General features: G+C 73.5%; 19 protein-coding genes and 2 pseudogenes. 6 read left to right on the top strand and 15 right to left on the bottom strand.

The features are described from left to right. Positions 1-55: 55 nt before the first annotated feature. Positions 56-1,003, bottom strand: a complete 948-nt coding sequence (gene ftsX / locus M0M48_RS02820) for a permease-like cell division protein FtsX (protein ID WP_215816426.1) — start codon at positions 1,001-1,003, stop codon at positions 56-58. A 21-nt stretch (positions 1,004-1,024) separates the two neighbouring features. Further along, a complete protein-coding gene (gene ftsE, locus M0M48_RS02815) occupies positions 1,025-1,714 on the bottom strand; it encodes a cell division ATP-binding protein FtsE (RefSeq protein ID WP_257754322.1) in 690 nt (229 codons plus the stop codon). A gap of 90 nt (positions 1,715-1,804) precedes the next feature. Here ftsE and M0M48_RS02810 point away from each other — a divergent pair, with 90 nt between their 5' ends. Then, entirely contained in the window at positions 1,805-2,449 is a 645-nt protein-coding gene (locus M0M48_RS02810) for a hypothetical protein (RefSeq protein ID WP_257754321.1), read from the top strand. A gap of 96 nt (positions 2,450-2,545) precedes the next feature. Beyond that, entirely contained in the window at positions 2,546-4,324 is a 1,779-nt protein-coding gene (locus tag M0M48_RS02805) for a fibronectin type III domain-containing protein (protein WP_257754320.1), read from the top strand. Between the two features lie 3 nt (positions 4,325-4,327). Here M0M48_RS02805 and prfB read toward each other — a convergent pair whose 3' ends face one another. Then, a complete protein-coding gene (gene prfB, locus M0M48_RS02800) occupies positions 4,328-5,446 on the bottom strand; it encodes a peptide chain release factor 2 (RefSeq protein WP_257754319.1) in 1,119 nt (372 codons plus the stop codon). Between the two features lie 195 nt (positions 5,447-5,641). On the opposite strand from prfB, the gene M0M48_RS02795 reads away from it, so the two are divergent. Together M0M48_RS02795 and M0M48_RS02790 are read left to right on the top strand one after the other, a co-directional pair. Then, entirely contained in the window at positions 5,642-9,520 is a 3,879-nt protein-coding gene (locus M0M48_RS02795) for an Ig-like domain-containing protein (RefSeq protein WP_257754318.1), read from the top strand. 14 nt (positions 9,521-9,534) lie between these two features. Next, positions 9,535-12,906 carry a beta strand repeat-containing protein gene (locus tag M0M48_RS02790; RefSeq protein WP_257754317.1) on the top strand — a complete coding sequence of 1,124 codons (3,372 nt, stop codon included), beginning with the start codon at positions 9,535-9,537 and terminating at the stop codon, positions 12,904-12,906. Positions 12,907-13,000: 94 nt separating this feature from the next. Here the strand turns inward: M0M48_RS02790 and M0M48_RS02785 are convergent, their stop codons facing one another. From M0M48_RS02785 to M0M48_RS02770, 4 genes are all read right to left on the bottom strand, one after another. Then, positions 13,001-13,765: a hypothetical protein gene (locus M0M48_RS02785; RefSeq protein ID WP_257754316.1), complete on the bottom strand. Its 765-nt coding sequence runs from the start codon at positions 13,763-13,765 to the stop codon at positions 13,001-13,003. A gap of 33 nt (positions 13,766-13,798) precedes the next feature. After that, positions 13,799-16,429: a lamin tail domain-containing protein gene (locus tag M0M48_RS02780; protein ID WP_257754315.1), complete on the bottom strand. Its 2,631-nt coding sequence runs from the start codon at positions 16,427-16,429 to the stop codon at positions 13,799-13,801. A gap of 46 nt (positions 16,430-16,475) precedes the next feature. Continuing rightward, on the bottom strand, positions 16,476-18,056 hold the full coding sequence (locus M0M48_RS02775) for a carboxypeptidase-like regulatory domain-containing protein (RefSeq protein ID WP_257759297.1): 1,581 nt from the start codon (positions 18,054-18,056) through the stop codon (positions 16,476-16,478). Between the two features lie 159 nt (positions 18,057-18,215). Further along, positions 18,216-18,905 carry a hypothetical protein gene (locus M0M48_RS02770; RefSeq protein WP_257754313.1) on the bottom strand — a complete coding sequence of 230 codons (690 nt, stop codon included), beginning with the start codon at positions 18,903-18,905 and terminating at the stop codon, positions 18,216-18,218. A 110-nt stretch (positions 18,906-19,015) separates the two neighbouring features. Here M0M48_RS02770 and M0M48_RS02765 point away from each other — a divergent pair, with 110 nt between their 5' ends. After that, on the top strand, positions 19,016-21,115 hold the full coding sequence (locus tag M0M48_RS02765) for a BTAD domain-containing putative transcriptional regulator (RefSeq protein WP_257754312.1): 2,100 nt from the start codon (positions 19,016-19,018) through the stop codon (positions 21,113-21,115). Between the two features lie 274 nt (positions 21,116-21,389). Here the strand turns inward: M0M48_RS02765 and M0M48_RS02760 are convergent. The 7 genes and pseudogenes from M0M48_RS02760 to M0M48_RS02730 form a co-directional block, all read right to left on the bottom strand. Beyond that, positions 21,390-21,599: pseudogene (locus tag M0M48_RS02760) on the bottom strand (pilus assembly protein TadG-related protein); the annotation flags it as partial. Then, positions 21,596-22,048, bottom strand: a complete 453-nt coding sequence (locus M0M48_RS02755) for a hypothetical protein (protein ID WP_257754311.1) — start codon at positions 22,046-22,048, stop codon at positions 21,596-21,598. The pseudogene M0M48_RS02760 and the gene M0M48_RS02755, both read right to left, overlap by 4 nt. Continuing rightward, entirely contained in the window at positions 22,045-22,470 is a 426-nt protein-coding gene (locus tag M0M48_RS02750) for a TadE/TadG family type IV pilus assembly protein (protein ID WP_257754310.1), read from the bottom strand. Before M0M48_RS02750 ends, M0M48_RS02755 begins: the two co-directional genes overlap by 4 nt. Next, positions 22,467-22,664 carry a hypothetical protein gene (locus M0M48_RS02745; protein WP_257754309.1) on the bottom strand — a complete coding sequence of 66 codons (198 nt, stop codon included), beginning with the start codon at positions 22,662-22,664 and terminating at the stop codon, positions 22,467-22,469. Before M0M48_RS02745 ends, M0M48_RS02750 begins: the two co-directional genes overlap by 4 nt. A 17-nt stretch (positions 22,665-22,681) precedes the next feature. Continuing rightward, a complete protein-coding gene (locus tag M0M48_RS02740) occupies positions 22,682-23,617 on the bottom strand; it encodes a type II secretion system F family protein (protein WP_257754308.1) in 936 nt (311 codons plus the stop codon). Continuing rightward, positions 23,614-24,435: a type II secretion system F family protein gene (locus M0M48_RS02735; protein ID WP_257754307.1), complete on the bottom strand. Its 822-nt coding sequence runs from the start codon at positions 24,433-24,435 to the stop codon at positions 23,614-23,616. Before M0M48_RS02735 ends, M0M48_RS02740 begins: the two co-directional genes overlap by 4 nt. A 4-nt stretch (positions 24,436-24,439) precedes the next feature. Continuing rightward, a complete protein-coding gene (locus M0M48_RS02730; protein ID WP_257754306.1) occupies positions 24,440-25,213 on the bottom strand; it encodes a CpaF family protein in 774 nt (257 codons plus the stop codon). Between the two features lie 105 nt (positions 25,214-25,318). Between M0M48_RS02730 and trmB the strand changes: the two are divergent. Next, positions 25,319-25,581: pseudogene (trmB, locus tag M0M48_RS02725) on the top strand (tRNA (guanine(46)-N(7))-methyltransferase TrmB); the annotation flags it as partial. A gap of 29 nt (positions 25,582-25,610) precedes the next feature. Here the strand turns inward: trmB and M0M48_RS02720 are convergent. Further along, positions 25,611-26,021, bottom strand: a complete 411-nt coding sequence (locus tag M0M48_RS02720; RefSeq protein WP_257754305.1) for a VOC family protein — start codon at positions 26,019-26,021, stop codon at positions 25,611-25,613. Positions 26,022-26,112 lie beyond the last annotated feature (91 nt).

Raw genomic sequence — 26,112 nt, 5'->3', positions numbered from 1 at the left:
GGTCAGACCAATCAGTGTTCGGGGAAGTGAACCTCTCGACCGTAACCGCCCGGACTCACACTTTGACGTATTTGCGGGTCAGCAGGAGTGTCGGGAGCAGCGTGAGCACCGGACCGAGGATCACGATGCCGGGAATGCCCGGGAAGAACCCGACCAGCGACTGGAAGTAGTCGCCCCAGTCGACCCACGGCAGGAACTGCACGTGCTCGGCGAGACCCTTCTCGACGCCCCAGTACTGGAACGCCGCCAGCGCGCCCGCGGCGAGTCCGACACCGACGATCGCGGTGACCAGCGCCTCGAGGAGGAAGGGCAGCGCGATGTAGAGCGTGGAGGCGCCGACCAGGCGCATGATCGCGATCTCGCGGCGCCGGGCGAGGGCGGCCAGCCGGATCGTGTTGGTGACCTGGAGGAGCGCGGCGAAGATCAGGAACGCCGAACCGATCCAGGAGCCGTACTTGAGGACCTTCATGATCCCGAAGATCTGGCCGAGCGCCTTGCGCTGGTCCTTGATGCCCGAGACGCCGTCGAGGCCCACGAGGGCACTGGTGATGCCGTCGGCCTCGTTGGGGTCCTTGAGGGTCACCCAGTAGCCCTGGGGCCACTGCTCGACGGTCACGACCGGGTTGGGCCCGGTGATGGCGCTGTCGGGGATCTGGCCGGACTTGCGGGCGTTGTCGAAGCCCTCCTCCTTGGAGACGTAGCGGAAGGAGCGGACCTCGGGGTTGTCCTTGATCTCCTGCTCGATCCGCTGCTTCTGCTCCTCGGTGACCTCACCGCTGCCGCAGTTGGGGCTGTTGGAGGGGTCGTCCTGGGTGCAGAGGTTGACCAGGATCTTGAGCTCGTCGCCCAAGGTGGAGCGGGCGATCTTGGCCTCCTGCTGGAGCAGGATGCCGATGCCCGCCAGGGACAGCGAGACGAAAAGGGTGACGATGACCGCGAGGTGCATCGACAGGTTCCGCCGCAGACCGGTGCGGAGCTCGGTGAAGACGTAGCGCAGCTGCATGGGAAGGGACGCTCTCCTGGATCAGTGCTGGAAGCCGTAGCTGCCGGAAGCCTCGTCGCGGACGACCCGGCCGTGCTCGAGCTCGATCACCCGCTTGGTGAACTGGTCGACGATGCCGTGGTCGTGGGTGGCCATCAGCACGGTCGTCCCGGTGGCGTTGATGTCACCCAGGAGGTTCATGATCCCCACGGAGGTCGCGGGGTCGAGGTTGCCGGTCGGCTCGTCGGCGATGAGGATCATCGGTCGGTTGACGAACGCGCGAGCGATCGCCACCCGCTGCTGCTCGCCGCCGGAGAGCTCGTCGGGCATCCGGTCGCCCTTGTCCTTGAGGCCGACCAGCTCGAGGGTCTCGGGGACGACCTTGGCGATCTCGCGGCGGGACTTGCCGATCACCTGCTGGGCGAAGGCGACGTTCTCGCTGACGGTCTTGTTGGGCAGCAGCCGGAAGTCCTGGAAGACGGTGCCGATCTGGCGGCGCAGCCGGGGCACCTTCCACCCGGCCATCCGGTTGATCTCCTTGCCGGCGACGTGCACCCGGCCGGTGGTCGGACGGAGCTCGCGCAGGACCAGCCGCAGGGCGGTCGACTTGCCGGAGCCCGACGTACCGACGAGGTAGACGAACTCGCCCTTGTCGATGTCGAGGGTGACCTGGTCGAGCGCCGGCTTCCCGGGCCCGGGGTAGCGCTTGGTGACCTTTTCGAAGCGAATCACTGGCAAGACGGTACGCCACGGACAAGGCCGCACGGTGGACGCGTGCGCCGGTGCGTCGGCCTCTCAGGTGCGTCCTCTAGGGTGACCTGCGTGCCGACGGTCCTGCGTGCGCTGCTGCTCTCCGCGCTGCTCACGCTCATCCCCGTCGCGATCGGGGTGGTCGTCTCCGACGAGACCGCGCCCCCGCCGGCCCGCAAGCCCGCCGCCTACACGGGCACGCCGCTGAGCGAGTTCGACAGCACCAAGGCCGTCGTACGACGTGCGCCCTTCTGCGAGCTCGTGCCCGCCGAGGCGGTCAAGGCCGCGCTCGGCACCGAGGCGTCGGCGGCGGGCTACGACAACGGCGAGCAGACCGAGGCGATCGCCGGAGGTTGTGTCGCCCACGAGTACGGCTGCCGGGCGAGCGCCACCGAGGGCGCCACGCCCGGACTGGCCGAGGCGTGGGTCTTCGCTCCCCCGGTCACCGCGGACTGGGCCCAGCGCCTGGTCGCCGCGGCCGGGCGCACTCCGGGCTGCGCGCCGCTCCCCGGCACCCCCGCGTACGGCGCCCCCTCGGTCGGCCTGGTCTGCACCAACGGCGACCAGCGCAGCATCACCTTCCGCGGCCTGTACGGCGACGCCTGGCTCGCGTGCAGCCTGAGCCTGCCCGCCGGGCTCCCCCAGGACCAGCTCGTCGACCGCGCCGGACGCTGGTGCGTGGCGGTCGCCCAGGCCGCCGCCGTCCCCGTCGGCTGAGCCCCCGGAACACCCCCTGGGACCCCGTCCCGGACTTCCCGGGACGACGGTCCCGGACCCCTCAAGCGCGCCCCGTGGCGACCGAACGGTGTCGTCATGCTGCATCTCGTGCGTGCGGGGGGTCTCGGCGTCGCCGGGCTCGCCCTCACGGTGGCAGGTCTCGCGATCCCCGCCTCCGCCACCGAACCGGACCGGACCGACGGGGACGACGTCCCGGGCCTGAGCGCCCACGAGGCGAGGATGCTGGCCACGGACCCCGCGGTCGACGTGGCCCCCGACGGGACGCTCTTCGCGGTCGACGAGTGGCACCCGCCGGTCGCGACGGCGCAGAGCGCGGCCGGCGACGGCACCCGGCTCGACCAGGGCGAGGCGCTGGCCTCGGCGACGCTGGCCGACACGTTCACGCTGCACAGCCGCCCCGGCGCGAACCGGACGATCTACCTCGACTTCAACGGGGGCTCGCTGCTCTCGAGCAACTCCTGGCTGCTCAACGGCCTGAGCACGCTGCTCTTTCCCGGCTGGTCGCTCGACGGCTCGTCGGCATTCTCCGACACCGAGCGCTCGATGATCCAGGAGGTGTGGGCGCGGGTCGCCGAGGACTACGCCCCCTTCGACGTCGACGTCACGACCGAGGAGCCCCCGGCCGGCGGGCTGTGGCGCAGCTCGGCCGCCGACCAGGTCTACGGCGCCCGGGTGGCGTTCAGCTCGGGCAGCTCGATCCAGACCCAGCTGTGCGGCGGCGCCTGCGGCGGCATCGCCTGGATCGGCACCTTCGACTCGATCACCAACGGCGAGACCCGCAGCCCCGCCTGGGTGTTCCCCTCGTCGCTGAGCAACAAGGCCAAGAACATGGCCGAAGCGGCCTCCCACGAGGCCGGGCACACGCTCGGGCTCGGGCACGACGGCACCACCAGCAGCGGCTACTACGCGGGCACCGCCCTGTGGGGTCCGCTCATGGGCAGCCCCTACTCCGCGGGCGTGACCCAATGGTCGCGCGGCGACTACCCCTCGGCGAACAACCGCGAGGACGACTTCGCGGTGCTGGGCGCCAACGGCGCGAGCCTGCGCCCCGACGAGGCCGGGAGCACCCCGGCCACCGCCGTCCCGCTGTCGTCCCTGCCCGGCGGCGACGGCGTGATCACCGGTCGCGACGACCGGGACTGGTTCAGCGTCACCGACTGCACGGGTCCGGTCACCGCGACCGCCACCCCCGCGCCGGTCGGCCCGAACCTCGACCTGCGCGTCGAGCTGCGCGACAGCACCGGCGCCCTCCTCCAGGCCGCCGCCCCCGCCACCGCCCGGACCTCCTCCGGTGTCACCGGCCTCGGCGCGAGCGTCACCGGCACCCTGAACGGCGGCCCCTTCCACGTCGTCGTCGCGGGTGCGGGCTCGCTCTCCGGCGGGGGCAGCGGCTGGGGCTCGGGCGGCTACGACAGCTACGGCAGCGCCGGCAGCTACCACCTGTCCGTCACCGGCTGCTCCGGCACGCCGGGCCCCGGACCGGGCACCGACCCGACCGATCCGCCCCCGGTGGGCTCGGGCAAGCCGCCGGCCACTGGACCCGCCACCCGACCCGGTACGCCGCGCGCGGCCGCCGTCCGGCCGGGGGCGCGAGGTGGTCGCCTCTCGGTGGGCGTGCGCTGGACGCCGCCCGCCACCGGCGGCGCGGCGATCACCGGCTACGTGATCAAGGCGTTCAAGATCTCCGCCGGCGGGCGCGTCATCGGCACCCGCAGCACGGCGGTGCTGCCGCCCGGCTCGACCGCAGTCCAGCTGCTGCTGCCCAAGGGCCGCTGGGCGGTCCGGGTCAAGGCGCGCAACAAGCTGGGGTGGAGCGGGTTCAGCCCGCGCTCGGCCGCGGCCAAGGCGCGCTGACGATCAGTTGTCGGCGGCCTTCTCGGCGCCGCGGCGCCAGCGGATGCCGGCCTCGAGGAAGCCGTCGATGTCGCCGTCGAACACCGGCTGCGGGTTGCCGGTCTCGTAGCCGGTGCGCAGGTCCTTGACGATCTGGTACGGGTTGAGGACGTAGTTGCGCATCTGGTCGCCCCAGCTCGCGGCGACGTCGCCCTTGAGGTCCTTCTTGAGCGCGGCCTCCTCGGCCTTCTTCTTCGCGAGGAGCTTGGCCTTGAGCACGATCATCGCGGCGGCCTTGTTCTGCAGCTGCGACTTCTCGTTCTGGCACGAGACCACGATGCCGGTGGGGATGTGCGTGAGGCGGACCGCGGAGTCGGTCGTGTTGACCGACTGACCGCCGGGGCCGCCGGAGCGGAAGACGTCGGTACGGATCTCGTTCTCGTCGATCTCGATCTCGTCGGTCTGCTCCAGCTGGGGCACGACCTCGACCGCGGCGAAGGAGGTCTGGCGCCGGCCCTGGTTGTCGAACGGGCTGATCCGGACCAGGCGGTGGGTGCCGACCTCGACGGAGAGGGTGCCGTAGGCGTAGGGCGCGTGGATCGCGAACTCGGCGGACTTGATGCCCGCCTCCTCGGCGTAGGAGATGTCGTAGACCTCGACGGGGTACTTGTTGCGCTCGGCCCAGCGGGTGTACATCCGCATGAGCATCTCGGCGAAGTCGGCCGCGTCGACGCCGCCGGCGCCGGAGCGGATGGTGACGATGGCCTCGCGCTCGTCGTACTCGCCGGAGAGGAGGGTGCGGACCTCGAGGCCCTCGACGGCCTTCTTGACCTTGTCGAGCTCGGCGTCGGCCTCGGCGAGGGTGTCGGCGTCGGCCTCCTCGGCGGCGAGCTCGGCGAGGACCGCGAGGTCGTCGATGCGCTGCTGCAGCGTGCGGAAGCGCTCGACCTGACCCTGGAGCGCGGAGAGCCGGCCGGTGACGCGGGTGGCGTTGGCCTGGTCGTCCCACAGGTCGGGTGCGGCGACCTGGACGCCGAGGTCCGCGATCTCCTGCTCCATCGCGGGCAGGTCGAGGACCTGCTCGATGGTGCGCATCGTCGCAGTCAGCTGCTTGATCTCGGAGTCGTAGTCAGGGCCAGCCACAAGGCCCAAGGTTACGGCGCGCAGGCGCGTGGCGGCGAACCGCGGTCACTCAGGCAAAGAAAACGTGAACCCTTTTCAGAAAACACTGTGCGACGGGTCACAAACCTGCTTGAATCCGGCCACTCCCTCCGCCACATGGGCTCCCGTGCCCGTCCCTCTCGGGTGGCATCCCCCCGACCCACGGGACGGTGACGCATGCTCCCTGCGCCGATCGACAGCAACCTGCCCACCCGAGGCCGCCAGCGCGCGGCCCGGGCCTTCCGACGCCGGCTCGCCTGGCTCAGCGTCCTCGCGACCGTCGTCGCGACGATGGTGGCCACCGCCGGAGCCGCGCCCGCCGGCGCCGCCCAGGCCTCCGGGGACGACGTCCCGGCCTGGAGCACCGGCTGGTCGTGGACCTACCAGTCGAACTTCCGCTACCTCGCCGCGGGGACCGACGTCTCCCTCAACGAGAACGTCACCTACACCGTCGCCGGTGTGGAGACCTTCCAAGGCCAGCAGGCGTACAAGCTCAACATCACCGGCACGATCACCGGCGGCAGCGGCAGCGCGGCCGTCGACGGGGTCGGCAACGCCGAGCTGAGCAACTTCGCCGGCTCGGTCACGGGCACCAAGTTCGTCCGGCGCTCCGACCTGGCCCTCCTGCAGGAGACCCAGCACCAGAACCTCACCGGCCGGGCCAAGGTCAGCATCATCACCCAGAACATCACCGCGACCATCGACCTGGTGATGACGCCGCAGCGCGGCTGGCGCGCCCTGGCGTTCCCGCTCGACGCGGGCCAGTCGTGGAACAACGACGTGGACGTCGCCTACAACGGCGGGTTCAGCTACAACGCCGGCTCGCTGGCGAGCGGCTCGTCGACCTTCGACGGGATCTTCTCCTTCAAGGACCCCTCCTCGGTCTCCAACGCCACCAGCGCCGTCCCGATCGGCTCGGTCACCACCCGCCGGGTGCACGCGCAGAGCGCCGACGGCCAGACCGTCAACACCCACTGGTGGTCGGCCACGCACCGCAACGACGCCCAGGAGCTGCTCCGGCTGCCCCTGGACGGCGGCTCGCTGACCCTCGACCGCAAGCTCTCCTCGGCGTCCACCCCGGCGCCCGGCACCACGCTGACCGGCACGATCACCCCCTCGCTCTCCTGCGCCGGGGGCGACGTCACCGTCGCCGGCCGGCTCAGCAGCGGCGCGGCCGGCGTCCCGGTCGCGATCGCGCTCGACAAGTCCCCGGTCGACCCGGGCGGCGCGGTCACCGCGAGCGCGACGACCACCGCGGGCGGCAACTACACCGCCACGATCGCCGCGCCCGCCGAGGCCGACGGGCTGAGCAAGACCGGCGCCCGCGCCAGCTGGGGCGTCGTCGTGACGGCCGGCGGCGCCTCCGCGGCCGGCACCCTCGTCGTCACCCCGCGCAGCTGCAGCACGCTGGTCTACACCGGTGACACCTCCGCGGCCCAGGGCAGCACCGCCACCCTCCGCGCGGTCCTCACCGACCGCACCGGCGGCGACGTCAGCGGCCGGACGATCACCTTCGCGCTCGCCGGCGGCGCCACCGCGACCGCCACCACCGACAACGCGGGTGTCGCCCAGACGACGGTCCCGGTCGCCGGTCCGCCGCGCACCACCACCGTCACCGCGTCGTACGACGGCAACGCGGGCCTCGAGCCCGCCAGCACCTCGTCGGCCTTCACCGTCGGCACCATCGCGACCACCACGACCGTCGCGGCCGACCCGGCCGTCGTCCCGCTGGGCGAGCCGGTCCGGTTCACCGCGAACGTCACCCCGTCGCACGGCGGCAACCCGTCCGGCACCGTGCAGTTCCGCGTCGACAACGCCGACTTCGGCGCGGCCGTCGCCCTGTCCGGGTCCTCGGCCACGAGCCCGCCGCTGTCCACGCTGGCCCTCGGCGACCACACGGTCACCGCGGTCTACAACGGCAGCGCCGACCACACCGGCAGCACCTCCGCCGCGGTCACCTTCCGGGTGCGCGAGCCGCTCAAGCCGACCACGACCACCTCGACCGTCACCCCCGGCACCGCCGTGTACGGCGAGCAGGTCACCCTCGGCGCGACCGTCACGACGGCCGTCGGGACCCCCACCGGTGAGGTCGTCTTCACCGTCGAGGGTCACGAGGTCGGCCGCGCGGGCGTCGCCCCCGACGGCACCGCGACCACCACGGTCAGCGACCTCCCGGTCGGCAGCAACCCGGTCGTGGCGACCTACCGCGGTGACGACGTCTTCGGCGTCAGCGCCGCCTCGCCGCGCACCGTGACCGTCAACAAGGCCGCCGTCGACGTCACCCTCGACGCCACGGACTCCTCGACCGTCACCGGTGAGGCCGTCGGCCTGACCGCGACCGTCGCGGTCCGGTCCCCGGGCGGCGGTGCCCCCGACGGCACCGTGCAGCTGCTCGTCGACGGCAGCCCCGTCGGCGCGCCGGTCGACGTCGTCAACGGCACCGCGGCCTTCCCGCCGCTGACCTCGCTGACGGCGGGCACCCACACCCTGCGGGCGTCGTACTCGGGCAGCGGGCGGTACGCCGCCGGCACCGACCAGCGCACCCAGGACGTGGCTCCGGCCGACACGACCGTCGCGCTCGTGGCCAACCCGTCGCCGTCGGTGCAGGACGAGAACGTCCGGCTCACCGCCAGCGTCGTCGCCACCGCGCCCGGCTCGGGCTCCCCCACCGGCACGGTCACCTTCCTCTCCGGCGGTGACCCGATCGGCTCGGCGCCGCTGGAGGCCTCGGCGTCCGGCAGCACCGCCGTCCTCGACCTGGACGACCTGCCGCCGGGCACCCACCAGCTCGTCGCGACCTACGACGGCGACGCGGACTACCGCGGCGCGGAGTCGGCCCCGACCAGCCACACGGTGATCGCCGGGACCGCGGTCGCGGCCACCACGACCGAGCTCACCTCGAACGCCAACCCGGCGACGTACGGGCAGGCGGTGCGCTTCCGGGCCGAGGTCACCTCGACCGACGGCGTCCCGTCCGGCACGGTGCAGTTCTCCGTGGACGGCCAGGACGTCGGCGCCCCGGTGCCGGTCGACGGCGACGGGGTCGCCCGCAGCGAGGCGGTCACCTCCGCCGAGCCGGGCGACCACACCGTCATCGCCAGCTTCGTCGGCGCTCCGGGCTTCTCCGGCAGCGGCGCGATCCTGACCCAGACGGTCGAGACCGGCAGCGTCGAGGTCGACCTGACCTCGTCCGACACCGACGCGGGCGTCGGCGACGACGTCCGGTTCACCGTCACGGTCTCCGCTCCGGGCGCGGGCCTGACCCCGACCGGCTCGGTCCAGATCGTCATCGACGGGCGCCCGTCCGGTCCCGCCCTCACCCTCGAGGACGGCACCGCGACCAGCCCGGCGCTGGCGAACCTGACCCCGGGTGAGCACACCGTCACGGCCGTTTACTCCGGCGACCTGCGCTACGGCGCGGCCACCGCCGAGCTGACCCAGCGCGTCCTGCGCCTGGGTACGACGACCACGCTGGCCCTCGACCGCGCCCAGACCACCTACGGCGACCCGGTCACGGCCACCGCCACGGTCACCGCGGCCGACGACCACCTCGGTGCGCCGACCGGCACGGTCACCTTCACCGTCGACGGGCAGCCGGTCGCGACCGGCACCCTCGTCGCCGGCAGCGGCGGCACCTCCGTCGCCACGGTGACCCTGGCCTCGCCGGGGGCGGGCAACCACACGGTGCGTGCGGTGTTCGCGGGCGGCCCGAAGTTCGAGGGCAGCACCTCCGGCAACAAGCCGGTGGCCGTGGCCAAGCGCGCGACCAGCGTGAGCACCGCTCCCGCCGTGCTGTCCCTGACCCCGCTGGCGGTCCCGCTCGGCGTGCTCCGGGCGACGGTCACCGCGGGCTCGACCCCGCTGGCCGGTGTGCCGGTGGAGTTCAAGGTCGGCGCCAAGGTCGTGTGCACCTCCACCACCAACGAGTCGGGCATGGCCGTGTGCAGCGCGGCGGCCTACCTGCTCCAGCTCACCCTCAACGGCGGCTACGTCGCGACCTTCCAGGGCGACGCCAACCACCTGTCCTCGACGGCGCGCGGCGCCATCCTCAAGTGAAAGGAAGACCCGCTGTGCGCCGATCCATCGCCGCTCTCGCGGCCTTCGCCCTGACCCTCGGCACGCCCGTCCTGCTCGCCTCCTCGGCGTCCGCGGACATCAACGGGCCCGCCGACGGGGCCACCCTCCGGGGCAATGCGACCCTGTCCAACAGCGGTGCCTCCGACGGCACCGGCTGCCTCAACGCCAGTGGACCGCAGACCACGCTGCAGCTGATCAACAGCACCGGCGGGGTCGTGTTCGAGAGCGTCCAGGGCGGTACCGGCGGCAAGAGCGCCGGCATCGACACCCACAACTACCCCAACGGGGCCTACACGGCCCGGGCCATCGAGCGGAACCGCTCGGGCTTCCTCTACTGCTCCAACAACACCAAGACCACCAACCGGTCGGTGACGATCGACAACATCACCCAGCTCGCCTACTCCGGTGCCACGGACGGCGCGCAGAACACCTCGGCGACCGTCAAGGCGACGCTGACCGACCCGAACCTCGGCACCTCGGTGCTGCCGGGCCGGACGGTCACCTTCGCGCTGAGCGGCGGTACGTCGGTCAACGCGACCACCGATGCCAACGGCGTCGCCACCGCGACGCTGCCGCTGTCCGGTCCCCCGCGCAACGCCACCGTGACGGCGTCGTTTGCGCAGACCGCCTACTACAAGCCGTCGAGCGCCTCGAGCCCGTTCGCGGTCGGCAAGAACCCGTCGACCACGACGCTGGCGCCGCCGGCGTCCGTGGTCCACGGTGAGGCCGTCTCGTTCACCGCTCAGGTGGCCCGGGTCAACGGCACCAGCGAGCCCACCGGCACCGTGCAGTTCACGGTCGACGGCAACGACCTCGGGGCCCCGGTCCCGGTCGTCGCCGGCACCGCGACCTCGCCGTCGACGGACTCGCTGAGCACGGGCGCCCACACCATCGGCGCCTCCTACAGCGGGGACGGCAACCTGATCGGCAGCACGGCCGCCACCAAGGAGCTCACGGTCGGCAAGGCGCCCACCGCGACGGTGCTCACCAGCACCGGCTCCCCCACGGTGAGCGGCCAGGCGGTCACCTTCACCGCCGAGGTCGACGTGGTCGCCCCCGGCGTCGGCCAGCCCGGTGGCGCCGTGCAGTTCAACATCGACGGCGACCCGTACGGCACCGCGATCCCGCTCACCGGCGACACCGCGACCCTGACCGTCAGCAACCTGCGTCCCGGCAACCACGCCGTGCAGGCGACGTACAACGGCAACGGCGACTTCGCGAGCAGCAGCTCGGCCGAGCTCACCCACGGCGTCAACCGGGCCGACACCACGGTCGAGGTCTCGACGTCCAACGCCCAGGCCGTGGCCGGTGAGCCGCTGCGCTTCACCGCCGACGTCACGGTCACCGGTCCCGGCGCGGGCGAGCCGACCGGCACCGTCCAGTTCGCCGCCGACGGCGAGCCGATCGGCGCCCCGGTCGCCCTCAACGGCGGGACGGCGGTCTCCCCGCCGGTCGGCCTCGACGCGGGCAACCACGTCATCACGGCCAACTACGAGGGTGACGACCGCTTCGCCGGCGGCTCGGCCACGCTGACCCAGAAGGTCTTCGCGGCCACCACGACGACCTCGGTCAGCTCGGCCCCCAACCCGTCGGTGGTCGGCCAGAACGTGACCATCACCGCGACGGTCACCCCGGACGCCCCGGCGACCGGCGACCCGCAGGGCGCCGTCCAGTTCGAGATCGACGGCCAGCCCGGCCCTTACGTCGCGCTCGAGGACGGCACTGCCACGATGAGCACCAGCACGCTCGCCCGCGGCACCCACCAGGTCAAGGCCCGCTACCTCAGCGCGGACCCGAACTTCGTCACCAGCGTCTCCACGACCACCACCCACACGGTCAACAAGGCGGCGACGAGGACGACCGTGGTCAGCTCCGCGCCCACCGCGGTCTCGGGCCAGCCGGTCACCTTCACGGCCACCGTCGGCGTCGTCGCCCCCGGTGCCGGCTCGCCCTCGGGCACGGTGACCTTCACCGACGGCAGCACCGTGCTCGACACCGTCCCGGTCTCCTCCGCGACCGGCGGCATCGCCTCGGTCACGCTCGACGACCTCGGCGTCGGCCAGCACGCGATCGTCGCGACGTACGACGGCGACGACAGCTTCACCGGCAGCAACGGCTCGGTGGCGCAGAAGGTGCAGCGGGCGCAGACCTCGACGCTCCTGACCTCGTCGGCCAACCCGACGCCGTCGGGCGGCTCGGTGACCTTCACCGCGACGGTCAGCCCGGTCGCCCCCGGCGCCGGCTCGCCCTCGGGCACCGTCCAGTTCAAGATCAACGGCGCCAACCTCGGCGGCCCGGTGGCCCTCGTCGGCGGCGTCGCCCAGAGCAGCGCCTTCAGCTCGGCAGCACCCGGCACCTACCGGATCTCCGCGGTCTTCAGCGGCGACCCCCGGTTCGTCGGGAGCACCGGCCTGCTCGACCAGGGCAACGGCCAGACCATCGGCAAGGGCGGCACCGCGCTCGACCTCGAGGCGGACGCCGAGACCGCCGACCAGGGCCAGCCGGTGACCTTCACCGCGACGGTCCAGGTCGTCTCGCCGGCCACCGGCCGGGCCACCGGTCCGGTCCAGTTCTGGGACGGCGACACCCTGCTCGGGGCGGCCAACCTCGCTCCCGCGCCGGCCGAGCGGACCAGCACCGCGTCGTTCACGACCACGGGGCTCACGCCCGGCGCCCACCAGGTCCGTGCGGTCTACGGCGGCAGCTTCAACTACACCGGCAGCGAGTCCGCCGCCGGCGTGAGCGTCGGCGCGGTCGAGACCGTCACCGGCATCACGTCGAGCGCCAACCCGGCGACGTACGGCGGCCGGGTGACGCTCACCGCGATCGTCTCCGACGCCGTCCCGACCCCGGGCAAGCCCACCGGCTCGGTCACCTTCCGCTCCGGCAACGCGGTGCTCGGCACCGCGCCGCTGGCGACGGTCGAGGGCCAGCAGCGGGCGACCCTGCAGGTCGACGGGTTCGCCGCGGGCAGCCACCGGCTGACCGCGACCTACTCCGGTGACCTGAGCCGGGCAGGCAGCGCCTCGCCCGAGCTGCTCCAGGTCGTCGACCGGGCGCGGGCGACGATCACCGACATGGCGGTGATCAACTCGCAGCTGTGGACCGTCCGCACGGTCAAGGCGACGCTGCGCGGCGTCGGCGGGGCCCCGCTCGCGGGCCAGCGTCTGGTCTTCTCCACGACCAGCTCGCTGGCGGGCGGCTACCTGTTCATCTGCGACGCGGTCACCGACAGCGCCGGTACGGCGTCGTGCCGGGTGCCCGGCGGGATCCCGGCCTACGTCAACGCCGAGGGCTTCGACGTGACGTTCGCCGGCAACGCCAGCTACCTCCCGACCACCGACCACGGCGGCGGGCGGGGCTGACCCCTCCACGAAGTGCGGGGGTTGCTGCCTCGAGATCAGGATCTCGAGGCAGCAACCCCCTAACTTCGTGCCAGCAACCCGCGCACTTCGTGGGTCAGCGGCGGCGGACCTTCACCGCGGGCGAGGTCACCGTCGCCGGCGCGTAGCCGGGAGCGGTGTACGTCGCCTTGACGGTGATCCGGTGCCCGGCCCACTTCCGCTCCAGACGGAGCTTCGCGCCCTTGGCACCGGCGATCCTCCGGCCGTCGACGTACCAGGCGTAGCCGACCTTCGCGGCCGGGCTGACCCGCCCGAGCCGGACCGCGACCTTCGTGCCGACGCGCGCCTTGCCGGTGATCTTCGGCCGGCCCGCGAGCGCCAGCGTGCCCGCCGCGACGGGTGCGGTGGCGCTCGACGTCTTCGCGGCCTCGAGGAAGCCGTCGGCGGTGACCGTGACCCGCAGGCTGATCCGCTTGCCGGCCAGGGCCGGCGCGACGACGAGGCGCGCGGTGGTGGCGCCGGCGATCGGCGTACCGTTCGCCAGCCACTGGTACGCCGTGGTCCCCGGCGCCGGCGTCCAGGTCCCGGCCGTGCCGGTCAGGGTCGCGCCCACCTGGGCGCGGCCCGTGACCACCGGTGCGGCCGTGTTGACCACCGGCGTCGGCGGGGTCGAGACCTCCGTGCACGGGAACGTGCCCTGGCGCAGCGAGAAGCCGCCGGTGTCGCCGTCGTCCGACCACAGCACCGCCTTCTCCCCCGCGGCGCAGGTCGACTGCGGCGCGAGCGCGAAGCCCTCGTTGTTGAGGTTCGGCATGCCGACCGGGCGCTGGTAGGCCGCGGTGATCCCGAACCGGCCGCTCTGCTGGAGCTTCAGCGTCACCGAGACGCCGTCGCAGCTGTCGTCGCAGACCGCTCAGAGCCGCTCGGCCTCGGGGTCCCACACGACGTCCATGACGCCCGGAGGACCGGCGTTGGTCTTGAGCTGCGGGTCGATCGTGGCGACCAGGTGCGCGCTCTCCTGGACGGCGGCGGTCTGGTCGAGCGCGAGCACGTAGAGCCGGCCGGTGCCCTCGACCGCGACGACGTACAGGCCGGTGCCGTGCGCGGGGTAGGACGCCGGGTTGTAGGGCTGGTTGGTCGTCTCGTCGATCAGCCCGCCCCCGGTGAGGTAGGAGTCCGGCACCCAGGTGATGCCCTCGAGGCCGAGGTTGGCGCCGACCGCCGGGAGCAGGCCGTTGAGCGCCCACTCGTCGGTGGCGTTCATCGACGTGCCGGGCTCGTAGCGGAGCACGACGTTCTTGCTGACGCCGCTGACGTCGTTGTTGCGCTCGGCGGCCAGGTAGATCGCGTGGTCCGGACCGATCGTGATGCCCTCGGTGTCGGGGGCGCCGGTGCCGTCGGCGTAGCGCGGGTTCTTGCCGGGTGACCAGCCGGCGGCCGGGACGTAGCCGTCGCCGTCCTTGACCAGCTTGGTCAGCGTGCCCGCCTTGTTCTGCGCGACCCACAGCGTGCTCGGGTCCTCGGGGTCGAAGACCAGGCCGCTGGCGTCCTGGTTGAACGTGCCCGCCTGGTCGACGGTGCGGACCGTCTGGGAGCCCGGCCAGGCCTGGGTGTCGAGGCCCGGGCAGCTGTTGACCGCACCCGGCGTCGGGGCGACGTTGTCGACGAAGGCGCCGACGCCGTCCTTGCAGCGGCCGTAGGTCTGGGTGGCGTGCGCGGTCCAGGAGAACGAGTCGATGAGCTTGGCGGCCGGGTCGAGCAGGCGGACGCTGTCCGCGCCGCCCAGACCCGCGGCCAGGGTGTTCACCACGAGGTGGCCGTGCGCCGGGACGACGCTCGGCGTGGGCAGCGTGGTCGGGTCGGCCTCGCCGCTGTCCTTGAGCACCCAGCCGGCCAGGTCGACCGGGGCGTCGGAGAGGTTGACCAGCTCGACCCAGTCCGGGCCTGCCGCCGCGTCGTTCGACTCGATCTCGTTGATCCGGATCGGGCTGCACGCGTTGGCCGCCCCGCGCGTCGGGACCGTGGTCACCTCCCAGGTGCCGGTGCCGTCGGGGCAGCGGCCGTACGTCGTCGCGGCGTGCCCGCCGGACCACGCGTAGGTGTCGACCACCGAGGTGCCGTCGGCCTGGTAGAGCGTGACCGAGTCGTCGACGCCGAGGCCGAAGCCGGGCGGGGGGAACTCGGTGTAGAGCGCGAAGAAGGCGCCGGGCGCGAGCGTCGTACCGCTGGGGACGACGGCGAACGGGTGCCCGGCGTCGGCGTCGCGGACCTTCCAGCCCGAGACGTCGACCGGCGCGGTTCCGGTGTTGGTGATCTCGACCCAGTCGCCGACGGCGTCGCCGTTGGACTCGACCTCGTTGAGCTTGATCGTGCTCGGGTCGGGTCCGGTGCCACCGCCGCCGGGCTTGCCCGGAGGGTTGTTGCCGAGCGTGCTGGTGCCCGGCGAGGCGACGAACGCCCCGGCCGAGGTCGAGGTCCAGGAGCCCTCGGCGTCACCGGCGGTCGACCGGGTCCAGGCGCTGGCCCGGTTGGCACCGAGCGCGGCCTCCGGCACCCACGCGCTGGCGGTGTCGGTGCGCGGACCGGCGACGTCGCCGGCGCCCTGGTCGTTGTAGGTGAGCCGGTCCACCAGCGCACCCGCGGCGTCGTGGATGTTGATCTCGTCGCTGCGCCCGAGGTTGACCGGGTTGCTGCCGAGCACCTTGACCGTCGCGGGCAGGTCCCACTCGGTGCGGAAGGCCTCGGCGGTGGCCTCGCTGACGACCGCGGACTCACCGCGCGCCAGCGTGCCGAGCGGGCTGAGGCTGACGGCGTTCGGGGTCCGCGCGCTGTCGTTGTAGGACCACCCGGTCAGGTCGGCCGGTCCGGCGCCGAGGTTGGTGATCTCGAAGAACTCCGAGCCGTTGTACTCCCACTCGGTGATCCGCACGGTGCTCGCGCCGCCGTGGGTCGAGACCCCCGGCGATCCGACGTGGTTGCCGGCCGACGTCCAGGAGCCCTCGGCGTCGCCGGCGGTCGAGAGCGTCCACCCGGTCGCGTCCGGGTGGGCGAGCGCCGCCGCGTCGGGCACCCAGGCGCTCGACATGTCGGTGCGCGGGCCGAGGCCGGTCTGGTCGTCGTACGTCAGCCGGTCGACCAGCGTGCCGCCCGCGTCGTAGATGTTCATCTCGTCGGAGCGACCGAGGTTCTGGTCGTTGTCGCCGACCACCTTCACGCCGACCGGCAGGTCCCACTCGGCCCGGAAGGCCGCCGCGCTCGCCTCGCTGATGATCGCCGACTCCCCCGCCCGCAGCGTGCCCAGGCTCCCGATCGGGAAGGCACCCGCGGTCCGGCTGCTGTCGTCGAACGACCAGCCGGTCAGGTCCACCGGGTCGGACCCGGTGTTGGTGATCTCGACGAACTCCGAGCCGTTGTAGGCCCACTCGGTGATCTGGACGTCGGAGGCGGCCGCCTGGGCGGGCGCCGTGGTGGACAGGACGAGCGGGACGGGCACCAGGAGCGTCGCTGCCGCGAGCAGGCCGGTGAGCCGGGGGGTTGATCGCACGCTCGCACGATCACGACACCCGGCCAACGACAGGTGAATCCCAGGGCTATCGCACCCGAACGGCCGCCGAACCCACGCTCCGCCGGTCGTAGCCCGGCGCGGTGTAGGTCACCACGGCGCGGACCTTCTTGCCCTTGGCCGCCTTGCCCGGCTTGTACGTCGCCCGGGTGGCGCCCGCGACGGGCTTGCCGCCGACGGTCCACTGGATCCGGACGGTCGCGGCCGGGCTCGCGGCGGCGTACGTGACCGTGAGCCGGGAGCCGACCTTCGCCTTGCCCTTGATCCGCGGCGCGGTGCGCACGCTCAGCGCACCCGGCTTGACCTCGGTCGCCGCACGCGCCTGGCCGTAGCCGGCCAGGTAGCCGGGCGCGATCGCGGTGACGAGCACCGTGATGTCCTTGCCGAGCTGGGCGGGGGTCAGGGTGAAGGTCCTCGCGGTCGCACCGGGGATCTGCGTGCCGTCGGCCAGCCAGAGGTAGCCGTAGGCGTTGGGCGTCGCCTCCCAGGTGCCGGGGTCGACCGTCAGCGTGCGGCCGACCTGGGCGGTGCCCAGCACGCGCGGCGGGACGACCGACGCGAGCGAGGTCGGCTCGGGAGCCACCGTGGGGGTCGGCTCGGACGCGATCGCGTTGGCGTCGTACCCGGCGAGGGTGCCGGAGACGCGCACCGTGATCTTCTCCCCCAGCGCGGCGGCCGGGACGACGATGCTGTCGCCGGTCCCGATCGGGTCCGGCGAGCCGGAGCGGAACCACGTGGAGGTGAACTGGTAGTCGTCGGACTGCGGCAGCCACGAGCCCACCGTCACCGCGAGCGTGTCACCGACCCGCGGCACGCCGCTGATGTAGGGCTTGGCCGTGGGCTGCACCTTGATCAGCGCGAGCTGGGCGTCGATCCCGGTCCGCGGCGCACCCGCGACCGCGAGCGCCTGCGCCCCGGCGAGGTCGGCGCTGTCGTTGTAGTACTCCCGCGCGTAGTTGGCGCCCTTGCCGGCGTACCCGACCTTGTAGCTGCCGTCGGGCACCACGAACGAGTAGGTGCCGTCGGACTCGATCTTCGAGAAGTAGGTGGCGTTCCAGGTGTCGCCGGTCTTGGTGTACGCCGTGACCAGGCCGTCGCCGACCGCCGCTGCCTGAGGGCCGGTGACCGTGCCCGCGAGCAGGTGGCCGGGCGCCAGCGACGCGTTGACGCCGGTGCGGTCGGCGTTGTCGGTGATGCTGAGCGTGGTTGCGGCGTCGACCGTCGTCACGTCGTTGTAGAACTCGGGCGCGTAGGTCGGCGCCGCGCAGTCCTGCGCCGGGCAGGCCGAGAACTGGACCCGGTACTCGCCCGGGGAGCCGTAGAGCGTGTACGCCCCGGCCGCGTTCGTCTTCGCGAACCGCACCGGCACCCACGTCCGCACCGGGCCGTCGGCCTCGCTGGTCAGCTGGTAGCCGATCACCGTGACGTCCTTGACCGGCGCACCGCCCACCTGAGCGGTCACCGTGCCCGAGATCGCCCCGACCGGGACCGGCTCGGCGGCCTCGGCGCTCGCCATCGTCCCGAGGCCCGCTCCCGCCGCGGCCGTCGCGGCCGCCAGGGCGGCTCCGACCCAGCGCCGCCGGGCACGGCTCAGCATCTGCACACGCATTCGTCGACTCCCCATCGTCGTCGCCCGGGTGGCCCGGGACGTAGTTACCCGGGACGTTAGCGGGCCGGAGCGGTCGGCGGGGCGGAAATGGCCCGGTCCACGGACGCACGGACGCCCGACCTCCCCACGGGTCGGGCGTCCGAGGTCAGCGCCGCTCGGTCACTTGCTCCGCGGGAGCACCCGAGCGTTCGGGAAGCCCTTCAGCGTCAGCTCGCTGATCGGGATGGCGCTGATCCGGAGGGGCTGGCTCTGGTCGAAGGTCCAGGTGGACGTGCCGGTGCTGACCCGGCAGTTCAGGCTCACGCTGGCCGGGACCGGCAGCGTCATGGTGGCCGAGCCGGTGACCCCGGTGCCGAAGCTGGCGTTGCCGGGGGCGCCCGACTCAGCGCCGTACAGGGAACCGCGGCTGAGGTAGCAGTCGAGGATCCCGGCACCGTTGTAGGTGCTGGGCCGCAGCCACGCCTCGTAGTTGAAGAGGTAGGTGCCCGCGGGCAGGTTGGGCAGCGTGTAGGTGTGCGCGCTCGACGCGGACGACGAGCCGGAGTACGACCAGACCCAGGCGCGCGTGCCGAGGGCGCTCGCGTCCTTGCCGTCGACCGTGTCGGCGTTGAGGTTGGTGACCTTGCCCTTGCCGTTGACGGCGAAGGGGGCGTCGTTGCCCGTCTTCGTCTTGACGGAGAGCGCCGGGCCGGGCTTCGTACGGGCCAGGGTGCTCACCTTGCTCGTGCTGTTGACCTTGCCGAGCAGGAAGCCCTTGCCGGTGGCGGCGAGGGCTGCGGTGTTGGCGGCGAGGACCAGAACGGTGACCGCGCCGAGGACGGTCAGGGCCGTCATGATCTTGGAACGCATCTGTCTCCCTAGGTGTGTGCGGGCATGCCGGGGCCGTGCGGCCCGCACCAGGGTGAGCGGACGACCTTAAAGTCGTCTTTCGGGAGGCGTCCCGCCTCTACGATGTGCGCGTGACCGAGCCGGCGCCCCACGAGGCCGCGGATGCGCTGCTGGCCGATGTCCTGCAGGCGACCGAGCCGCTCGAGCGGGCGCGGGCGCGAGCCCCGGAGCTGACGGCGCTGCTCCTGCGCGACCAGTGGCTGGCCCTGCTCGACCGGCTGCCGGCCCCGGTCCCCGGCTGGCTCGTGTGGCGCGCCGCCTACGGCCTGCACCACCTCGGGCACCTCCGCGACGCCGAGCTGGTCGCCGAGCGCGTCGACCCGGCCTCGGCGCCGGCCGACCTCGCCCGGCTCCACGCCGTCCGCGCCGCCGTTGCCTGGAACCGGGGCGACCAGGACGCCGCACGCAGGCATGCGGACCGGGCCACCGAGCTCGACCGGATCGCTGCAGGCGCGGCCCAGGGCGTCGTGGACGTGGCGCTCGCCCTGCTCTCGGCCGCCGAGGGCGACCGCGACGCGAACCAGCGCTACTACGACCGGGCCCGCGCCTGGGCCGAGCGGACGGGGGACGACCTGACCCTGGAGCGGGTGCTCAACAACCTGTCGTCGCGAGCCCTCGAGGAGGGCGATCCCGAGGCAGCGGTCGCCGCCGCGATCGCCGGCCAGCAGGTCAACCTCCGTACAGGTCACCAGTCCGGGCTCGCGCTCCTGAGGCACAACCTCGCCGAGGCGCTGATGACCCTCGGCCGGCTGGACGAAGCGCTCACCGCGGCCAACCAGGCCCGCACCTTCTACGTCTCGGCCGGCTCGCCCAACGCCGGCGGCTCCTGGCAGCTGGCCGGCGACATCCAGGCTGTCCTCGGGCTCGCCACGCAGGCGGCGGCGTCCTTCCGGCACGCGATCGAGGCCGCCCAGGTCGAGGGCGACGCCCAGACGCTCGTCCCCTCGCTCGCCGGGCTGGCCCTGGTCACGGCTCCGCGCGAGCCGGCCGCCGCGACCGCGCTGCTGGCCCGCATCGAGCGCGAGCCGATCGCGGTCCGCAGCGCCAGCGTCCTCACCGCGGCCGCCTGGGTGCACCTGTGCACGGGCGACCCCGAACGGGCCCGCGCGCAGGCCGAGCTCGCCGTCGTCGAGTCCGGCAAGGTCAACGACCTGACCCGGATGGCGGAGTCCCTGGAGATCCTGTGCCTGCTCGACCGGACCGGTGCCGACGATCCCCGCCTGCGTGAGGCCGACCAGCTCCGCCGCCGCATCGGCGACCCGATCCGGATCGCGATCCACCGGCTGGTCGCCGCCCACCTCGGCGCGGACCCGGTCGAGCGCCGGCTGGCCGTCGCCGAGCTCCGCAGCCACGGTGTCGTCGCCGACGTCGGCCAGATCGCCGGACAGCTCCACGCGATCGGCGTCGGAGCGACCACCGCGCCCGTCCGGATCCACTCCCTGGGCCGGTTCGCGGTCCTGCGCGACAACCAGCCGGTCCCCGTCGACGAGTGGCCCTCCCGTAAGGCGCACGAGGCGCTGCGGTTGATCGCCGCGCACGGTCCCGCCGGCCTCACCCGAGCGCGGCTCGCGGAGCTGCTGTGGCCCGGCACGCGCGAGGTCAGCAACCGTCTCTCGGTCGCCCTGTCCCACCTCCGGGTCACCCTCGACCCGACCCGCACGCACCCGAGCAACCACTTCCTCCGTACCTCCGGCGGCCTCCTCTCCCTCGCCCCCGAGCACGTCGAGCACGACGTCGACGAGTTCCGCCAGGCAGCCCGCACGGCACTCGCCGAGGACGACGCCCGGACCCCACCCGGCGACGCCGAGCACGCCCGCCGCGTCCTCGCCGCCCTCGAGACGGCCGCGTCGCTCTACACCGGCCCGTTCGCCGACGGCGAGGACGCCGACTGGGCCGACGACATCCGCGAGGAGCTCGCCCGGCTCGCGCGCCAGGTCCACCGCGCCCTGGCCGGGCGCCACCTGCGCCAGGGCGCCCCCGACGCCGCCGTCCCCTGGCTGACCCGCCTGCTGCGGGCCGACCCCTACGACGAGCCCGACCACCTCACGCTCGTGGGCGCCCTGCGCGCGGCCGGGCGCTACGGCGAGGCCCGGCTGGCGTACCGGCGCTACGCCGAGCGGATGGACGAGCTGGGCGTACCGGCGCAGTCATGGGACGCCGAGCCGGCCTGACCACCGCGGAACCGACCGCCCGCACCGTCGCGTAGCCCGGTCCGCCCGGCACCCGGAACGGCAGCTCCACCCCCACCACCAGGACCACGACCACCCGCTCCCCCTCGACCCGTACGGTCGCGCGTAGCCCCGGGTGCTCGCGCAGCGCGCCGCTCGCGCGCAGGTAGTCCGCCACCGCCCGCTCCGCCGCGGCCCGGCTCAGCGCGAGGTCGTGACCGGCCAGGCCGCCCTCGTAGGCGTCACGGCCCTGAGCACCGAGGTCCGCGCCCTGGAGCGCGGCGCCGTCGGCGACCGCGTCCAGGCGCTGGCGGGTGAGCTGGGCGGCGCTGGCGTCGACGACGACCGCGACGAGGAGCAGGATCACCGCGGCGAAGCCGGCCACCAGCGGGGTGGTCGAGCCGCGGGTTGCCGAGGCACCGGTCGCCGGGTGGCCGGTCGCCGGGTGGCCGGTCGTGGGGTGGCTGGTCGTGGGGTGGCGGGTCATGGGGCGCCGGCGGACTCGCGGTAGCGGCCGATCGGCACGCTCTCCGCCGAGCTCAGCCGGAAGGTCGGCGCCCCCGAGCCGAGCACGTCCGGCAGCAGCGGGAGCGTGACCGCGCTGTCGATCCGAACGGTGATCACCGAGGTCCCCCGGTGGCAGCTCCCCGGGTACGGCGTGCAGGTGATCCGCACCCGCAGCGGCACGTCGACGAGTCCCTGGTCGGCGAGGACCTGGCGGGCGACCCGCTCGGCGCGGTCCTGGCCGGTGCGGTCGTCGGGAGCCAGCGCGTACGCACGCGCCGCGGCCCGGGTCGCCCCGCTGACCCCGAAGGAGCCGCGCTGCACCTCGAACACCGCCAGCACGATCCACAGCAGTGGGAGCAGCAGGACCAGGCTGAGCCAGACGAGCTCGACCAGGCCGCTCCCCCGCTGGTCCCTCCCGGCCCGGCTCACGGCGGCGCCGCCTCGAAGACCTCGGACACTGCGCGGCCGGTCACGGCGAGCTCGACACCGGGTCCGCCGAGGCCGAGCGCCGGGACCACGGCGCGGACGGTGATCTCCACCCCCGGCGCCCCGTCGACGAGGACTCGGCGGGCGGTGACGTCGCGGGCGTAGCGGCCCGAGAGCGAGGTCGCGACGACCTCGCGGGTCCGGGCGACGCCGTCGGCCGGGTCGCGGTCGGCGGTCGCCGCGAGCCGGGCTCCCTCCGACGCGGCGGCGGCGAGCGTCGTACGGACGTGGAGGACGAGGGCGACCTGGACGATCCCGAGCACCACCGGCAGCAGCACGAGCGTGACCAGGGTCAGGTCGACCAGGGCGGTACCGCGCTGGCTCCCCGCCCGACCGAGCCGGGTCGCTCGACCGGGCCGGGTCACTTCACCGAGTCGAGCGCGGACTGGAGCAGGCCGACCAAGCGCGGCTCGGCGATCCCCCACAATGCCACGCCGACCGAGACGGTCATCAGGGTCACCAGGACCCAGCCCGGTACGTCGCCGCGCTGGTCGGCGCGGCCGCGGCGGTGCCGTGGTCGGTGGCGATGACGGTGACGGTGGAGGGAGCGGTGGATCATCGGTGGTTCCTCTCGGTTCAGTGACTCAGGGTCAGGCCGACGAAGCCCGGCCAGAAGGCGAAGACCACGGTCGTCGGCAGCACCAGCAGCACGACCGGCACGAGCATCGCGATCTCCTTGCGGGCGGCCTGCTCGATCAGCGCGCGGCGTCCGGCTTCGCGGACGTCGGCGGCTTGGGCGTGGAGGACGTCGGCGAGGGGCGTCCCGCGCTCGACCGCGACCGCGATGCCGTGGGCGAACCGGGCGACCACGCCGAGTCCGCTGGCGGCGGCCAGTCGGTCAAAGGCGTCGGCGACGGGCTCGCCGGTGCGGATCCGGGCGAGGACCTCGCCCAGCTCGCGGGAGAGCTCGCCCCGGCTGCGGCGCACGACCCGGTCGAGCGCGGCGACGGGTGACTCGCCCGCGGCGACGCTGAGCGCGAGGAGCTCGGCGACGGTGGGGAACTCGGCGAGCATCGCGGCTTCGCGACGCCGGACCTGGGTCGTCAGCCGTTGGTCGCGCAGCAGCACTCCGCAGCCGAACGCCCCCACGCAGGCCAGCAGCAGGGGCAGCGGCGCGCTCGCGGTGGGCCGTTCCCAGGAGCGGAGCAGCGCGAGCGCCACCGCGAGGGCGAACCCGGCCAGTCCCCAGAGCACCTGCTGGGTACGGAACTCGCGCACCGTGAGGTCGAGGCCGGCCCGGTCGAGCCGTCGGCGTACCGACGCCGCACCGCCGACCACCCGGTCGACCAGGTCGCCGAGCCCCGCGAGGACGCCGAGACCCGCGCCCGGGCCACGGCCGGTCGCGGTCCGCGCCGGCGTCGCCGCGGTGGCGGCGGGCAGGAGGTCCCGGACGTAGGGCAGCACCCGCGCCTCGAGCGGCGGCCGGCGGATCGCAGCCACCCGGACGACGACGAGAAGCAGGCCGAGCGCCGTACCGAGTCCGACGAGGCCGCCGGCGAGTGCGGCGCTCATCGCAGGATCCGCCGTTCGGCGGGCAGCCGGCCAAGCCGGATCATCAGCCGGTAGGCGGCCACGCACAGCGCCGCACCGGCCGCCAGGACGACGACCCCGCCGGCCGACTGGTAGCGCGCGAGCACGGTCGGCTGGGTCGACATCACCAGCAGCACCAGCCACGGCGCCGCGACCGCGACCCGGGCGCCGTTGACCGCCCACGACTGGCGCGCCTCGAGCTCGGAGCGGGTGCGCAGGTCGTCGCGCAGGTAGCCGGACAGGTTGCGCAGCAGCCGTCCGAGGTCACCCCCGCCGACCTCGCGCGCGATCCGCAGTCCCTCGACCACGCGGTCGCCGACGGGGTCGGCCAGCCGCTCCCCCAGCCGGTCGAGGCAGTCACCGAACCGGCCGGAGACCTGGTAGTCGAGCGCGAACGCCGCGAACGCCGGCCGCAACGGGCCCGGGCCGCGTACCTCGAGCGCGGCGACGGCGTCGGGCAGCGACATCCCCGCCCGTACGGCGGAAGCGAGGTCGTCGACCGCCTCGGGCCACACCTCCGCGAGCTCACGCTGCCGGCGCCGTGCCCGACCTTGCGCGAGCGCGAGCGGGAGGTAGCCGGCGAGCGCACCGAGCACCACCGCGATCGGCAGCACGTGGGTGAGCCCCAGCGCGAGCACGGCACCGACCAGCCCGCTGGTCAGGCACAGGGCGACGAGTTCGCGGTCGACGTGCTTTCGCGGCGACGGCGACACTGTGGCGTCAACGGGCGCAGGCTGGGTGAGCGCCCGGGCGATCAGCAGGCAGCCGAGCCCGAACCCCAGACCGACGAGCGCACCCATGTCGTCACCGGGCCTCGCGCAGCAGCCGGACGACGTCGACCCCGGCCCGCTCGTACCGCTCGATCCGCGGCGGCAGGCCGATCCCCCGGCGCAGCGCGCCCTCGCGCCACTCGAAGATCGTCTCGGTCTCGATCACGTCGCCCTCCATCCGTCCGGGCACCGCGACGACCTCGCTCACCCGGCGTACGCCCGAGGGATCGAGGGCGAGGTGCACGACGAGGTCGACCGACGCCGCCACCGTCGGTACGACGAACCGCGCCGAGATGTTCTCGCCCGCCAGCAGCGGCAGCGTGCAGGCCTTGGTCAGCGCCTCGCGGGCACTGTTGGCGTGGAGCGTGCACATGCCCGGCACCCCGGCGTTGAGCGCGATCAGCAGGTCGAGGCACTCCTCGGCGCGCACCTCGCCGACGATGATCCGGCTGGGCCGCATCCGCAGCGACTCCTTGACCAGGTCGCGCAGACGCACCTCGCCGGTGCCCTCGAGACCCTCCTGGCGGGTCTGGAGCGCGACCCAGTCGGGGTGCGGGAAGCGGATCTCGAAGACCTCCTCGGCCGAGATCACCCGCTCCCCACCGGGGATCGCGGCCGCCAGGCAGTTGAGCAGGGTGGTCTTGCCGGCCTGGGTGCCGCCGGTGACCAGGATGTTGAGCCCGGCCCGCACCGACGCCTCCAGGAACCGCGCCGCCTCGGGCGTCAGCGTCCCGAGCTCGACCAGCTCGGCCAGCCGCGCCGCCCGCACCACGAACTTGCGGACGTTGACCGCAGTAAAGAAAACCACTGCATGCTGACCTGGCCAAACGAGGTTTGCTTGCGATGCGAGCGCTCAGGTCGCCGGCGCTGGCCGACTCGGGCACTGCGCCATCCTGTCACCGGATCGTGCAGCAGACCCCGGCACCACAAGCGCCGGCTGGTCACCCCACCCTTCGCGGCCCTCGCGGCGAGTCGCCTCCGTCCGGGGACGTGTGGCGGCTGGCCACCGACTGGGCCGACTACGCCGAGCAGATGGTGCGGGTGCTCGATGCCGAGCCGGGCCTCGAGGGTGGCGTGGTCGATCGCTGGGCCGAGCGGCCGGTGACGAGGTTCGAGCGCAAGGGGACTGCCGCCGGCCGCGGCATCGCCGACCTGCGGTACCGACGGACAGCCTGATCGACCGGGCGCAGCGCGGATCGGGTAGGTCAGCCGCCCCCGATGATGTTGACCAGCCACGAGGTCCCGTACCGGTCGACGCACATCCCGAACTCGTCGCCCCACGGCTGGGTGGCCAGCTCGACCGTCACGGTCCCTCCGTCCGACAGCGCCTGCCAGTAGCCGCGCAGTTCCTCGGTGTCGTCCCCGCCGAGGCTGACCGCGAGGTTGTTCCCGGGCCGCAACGTCTCGCCCGGCAGCATGTCGGCGGCCATCAGCGTGAGGCCAGACGCTGTTGACAGCTGGCCGTGCATGACCTGGTCGCCCATGCCGTGGTCGTCGGTGCCGAAGTCGCCGAAGTGGTTGATCGTGAGATCGCCGCCGAAGATGTCCTGGTAGAACGCCAGGGCGGCCGAGGCATCACCCGCGAAGCTGAGGTAGGGGTTCAGTCGAGTGATCATGAACCGACGATAGAGGGCTCATCCCAATCGAGGGGGTCTGCTGCACGAGCAGGTGACAGGTGCCTTACCCCTCGCGTCGGCGCTAGGTCCG

This window comes from Pimelobacter simplex (genome assembly GCF_024662235.1).
Taxonomy (GTDB): Bacteria; Actinomycetota; Actinomycetes; order Propionibacteriales; family Nocardioidaceae; genus Nocardioides.
The sequence above is the reverse complement of the archived record's forward strand: the minus strand, read 5'-3'. Positions and strand labels throughout refer to the sequence as shown.

Coding starts and splice junctions, on each gene's coding strand:
- ftsX (WP_215816426.1), bottom strand. CDS start 1,003: ATGCAGCTGCGCTACGTCTTCACCGAGCTCCGCACCGGTCTGCGGCGG.
- M0M48_RS02805 (WP_257754320.1), top strand. CDS start 2,546: ATGCTGCATCTCGTGCGTGCGGGGGGTCTCGGCGTCGCCGGGCTCGCC.
- M0M48_RS02795 (WP_257754318.1), top strand. CDS start 5,642: ATGCTCCCTGCGCCGATCGACAGCAACCTGCCCACCCGAGGCCGCCAG.
- M0M48_RS02775 (WP_257759297.1), bottom strand. CDS start 18,056: ATGCGTGTGCAGATGCTGAGCCGTGCCCGGCGGCGCTGGGTCGGAGCC.
- M0M48_RS02770 (WP_257754313.1), bottom strand. CDS start 18,905: ATGCGTTCCAAGATCATGACGGCCCTGACCGTCCTCGGCGCGGTCACC.
- M0M48_RS02745 (WP_257754309.1), bottom strand. CDS start 22,664: ATGATCCACCGCTCCCTCCACCGTCACCGTCATCGCCACCGACCACGG.
- M0M48_RS02740 (WP_257754308.1), bottom strand. CDS start 23,617: ATGAGCGCCGCACTCGCCGGCGGCCTCGTCGGACTCGGTACGGCGCTC.
- M0M48_RS02735 (WP_257754307.1), bottom strand. CDS start 24,435: ATGGGTGCGCTCGTCGGTCTGGGGTTCGGGCTCGGCTGCCTGCTGATC.
- M0M48_RS02720 (WP_257754305.1), bottom strand. CDS start 26,021: ATGATCACTCGACTGAACCCCTACCTCAGCTTCGCGGGTGATGCCTCG.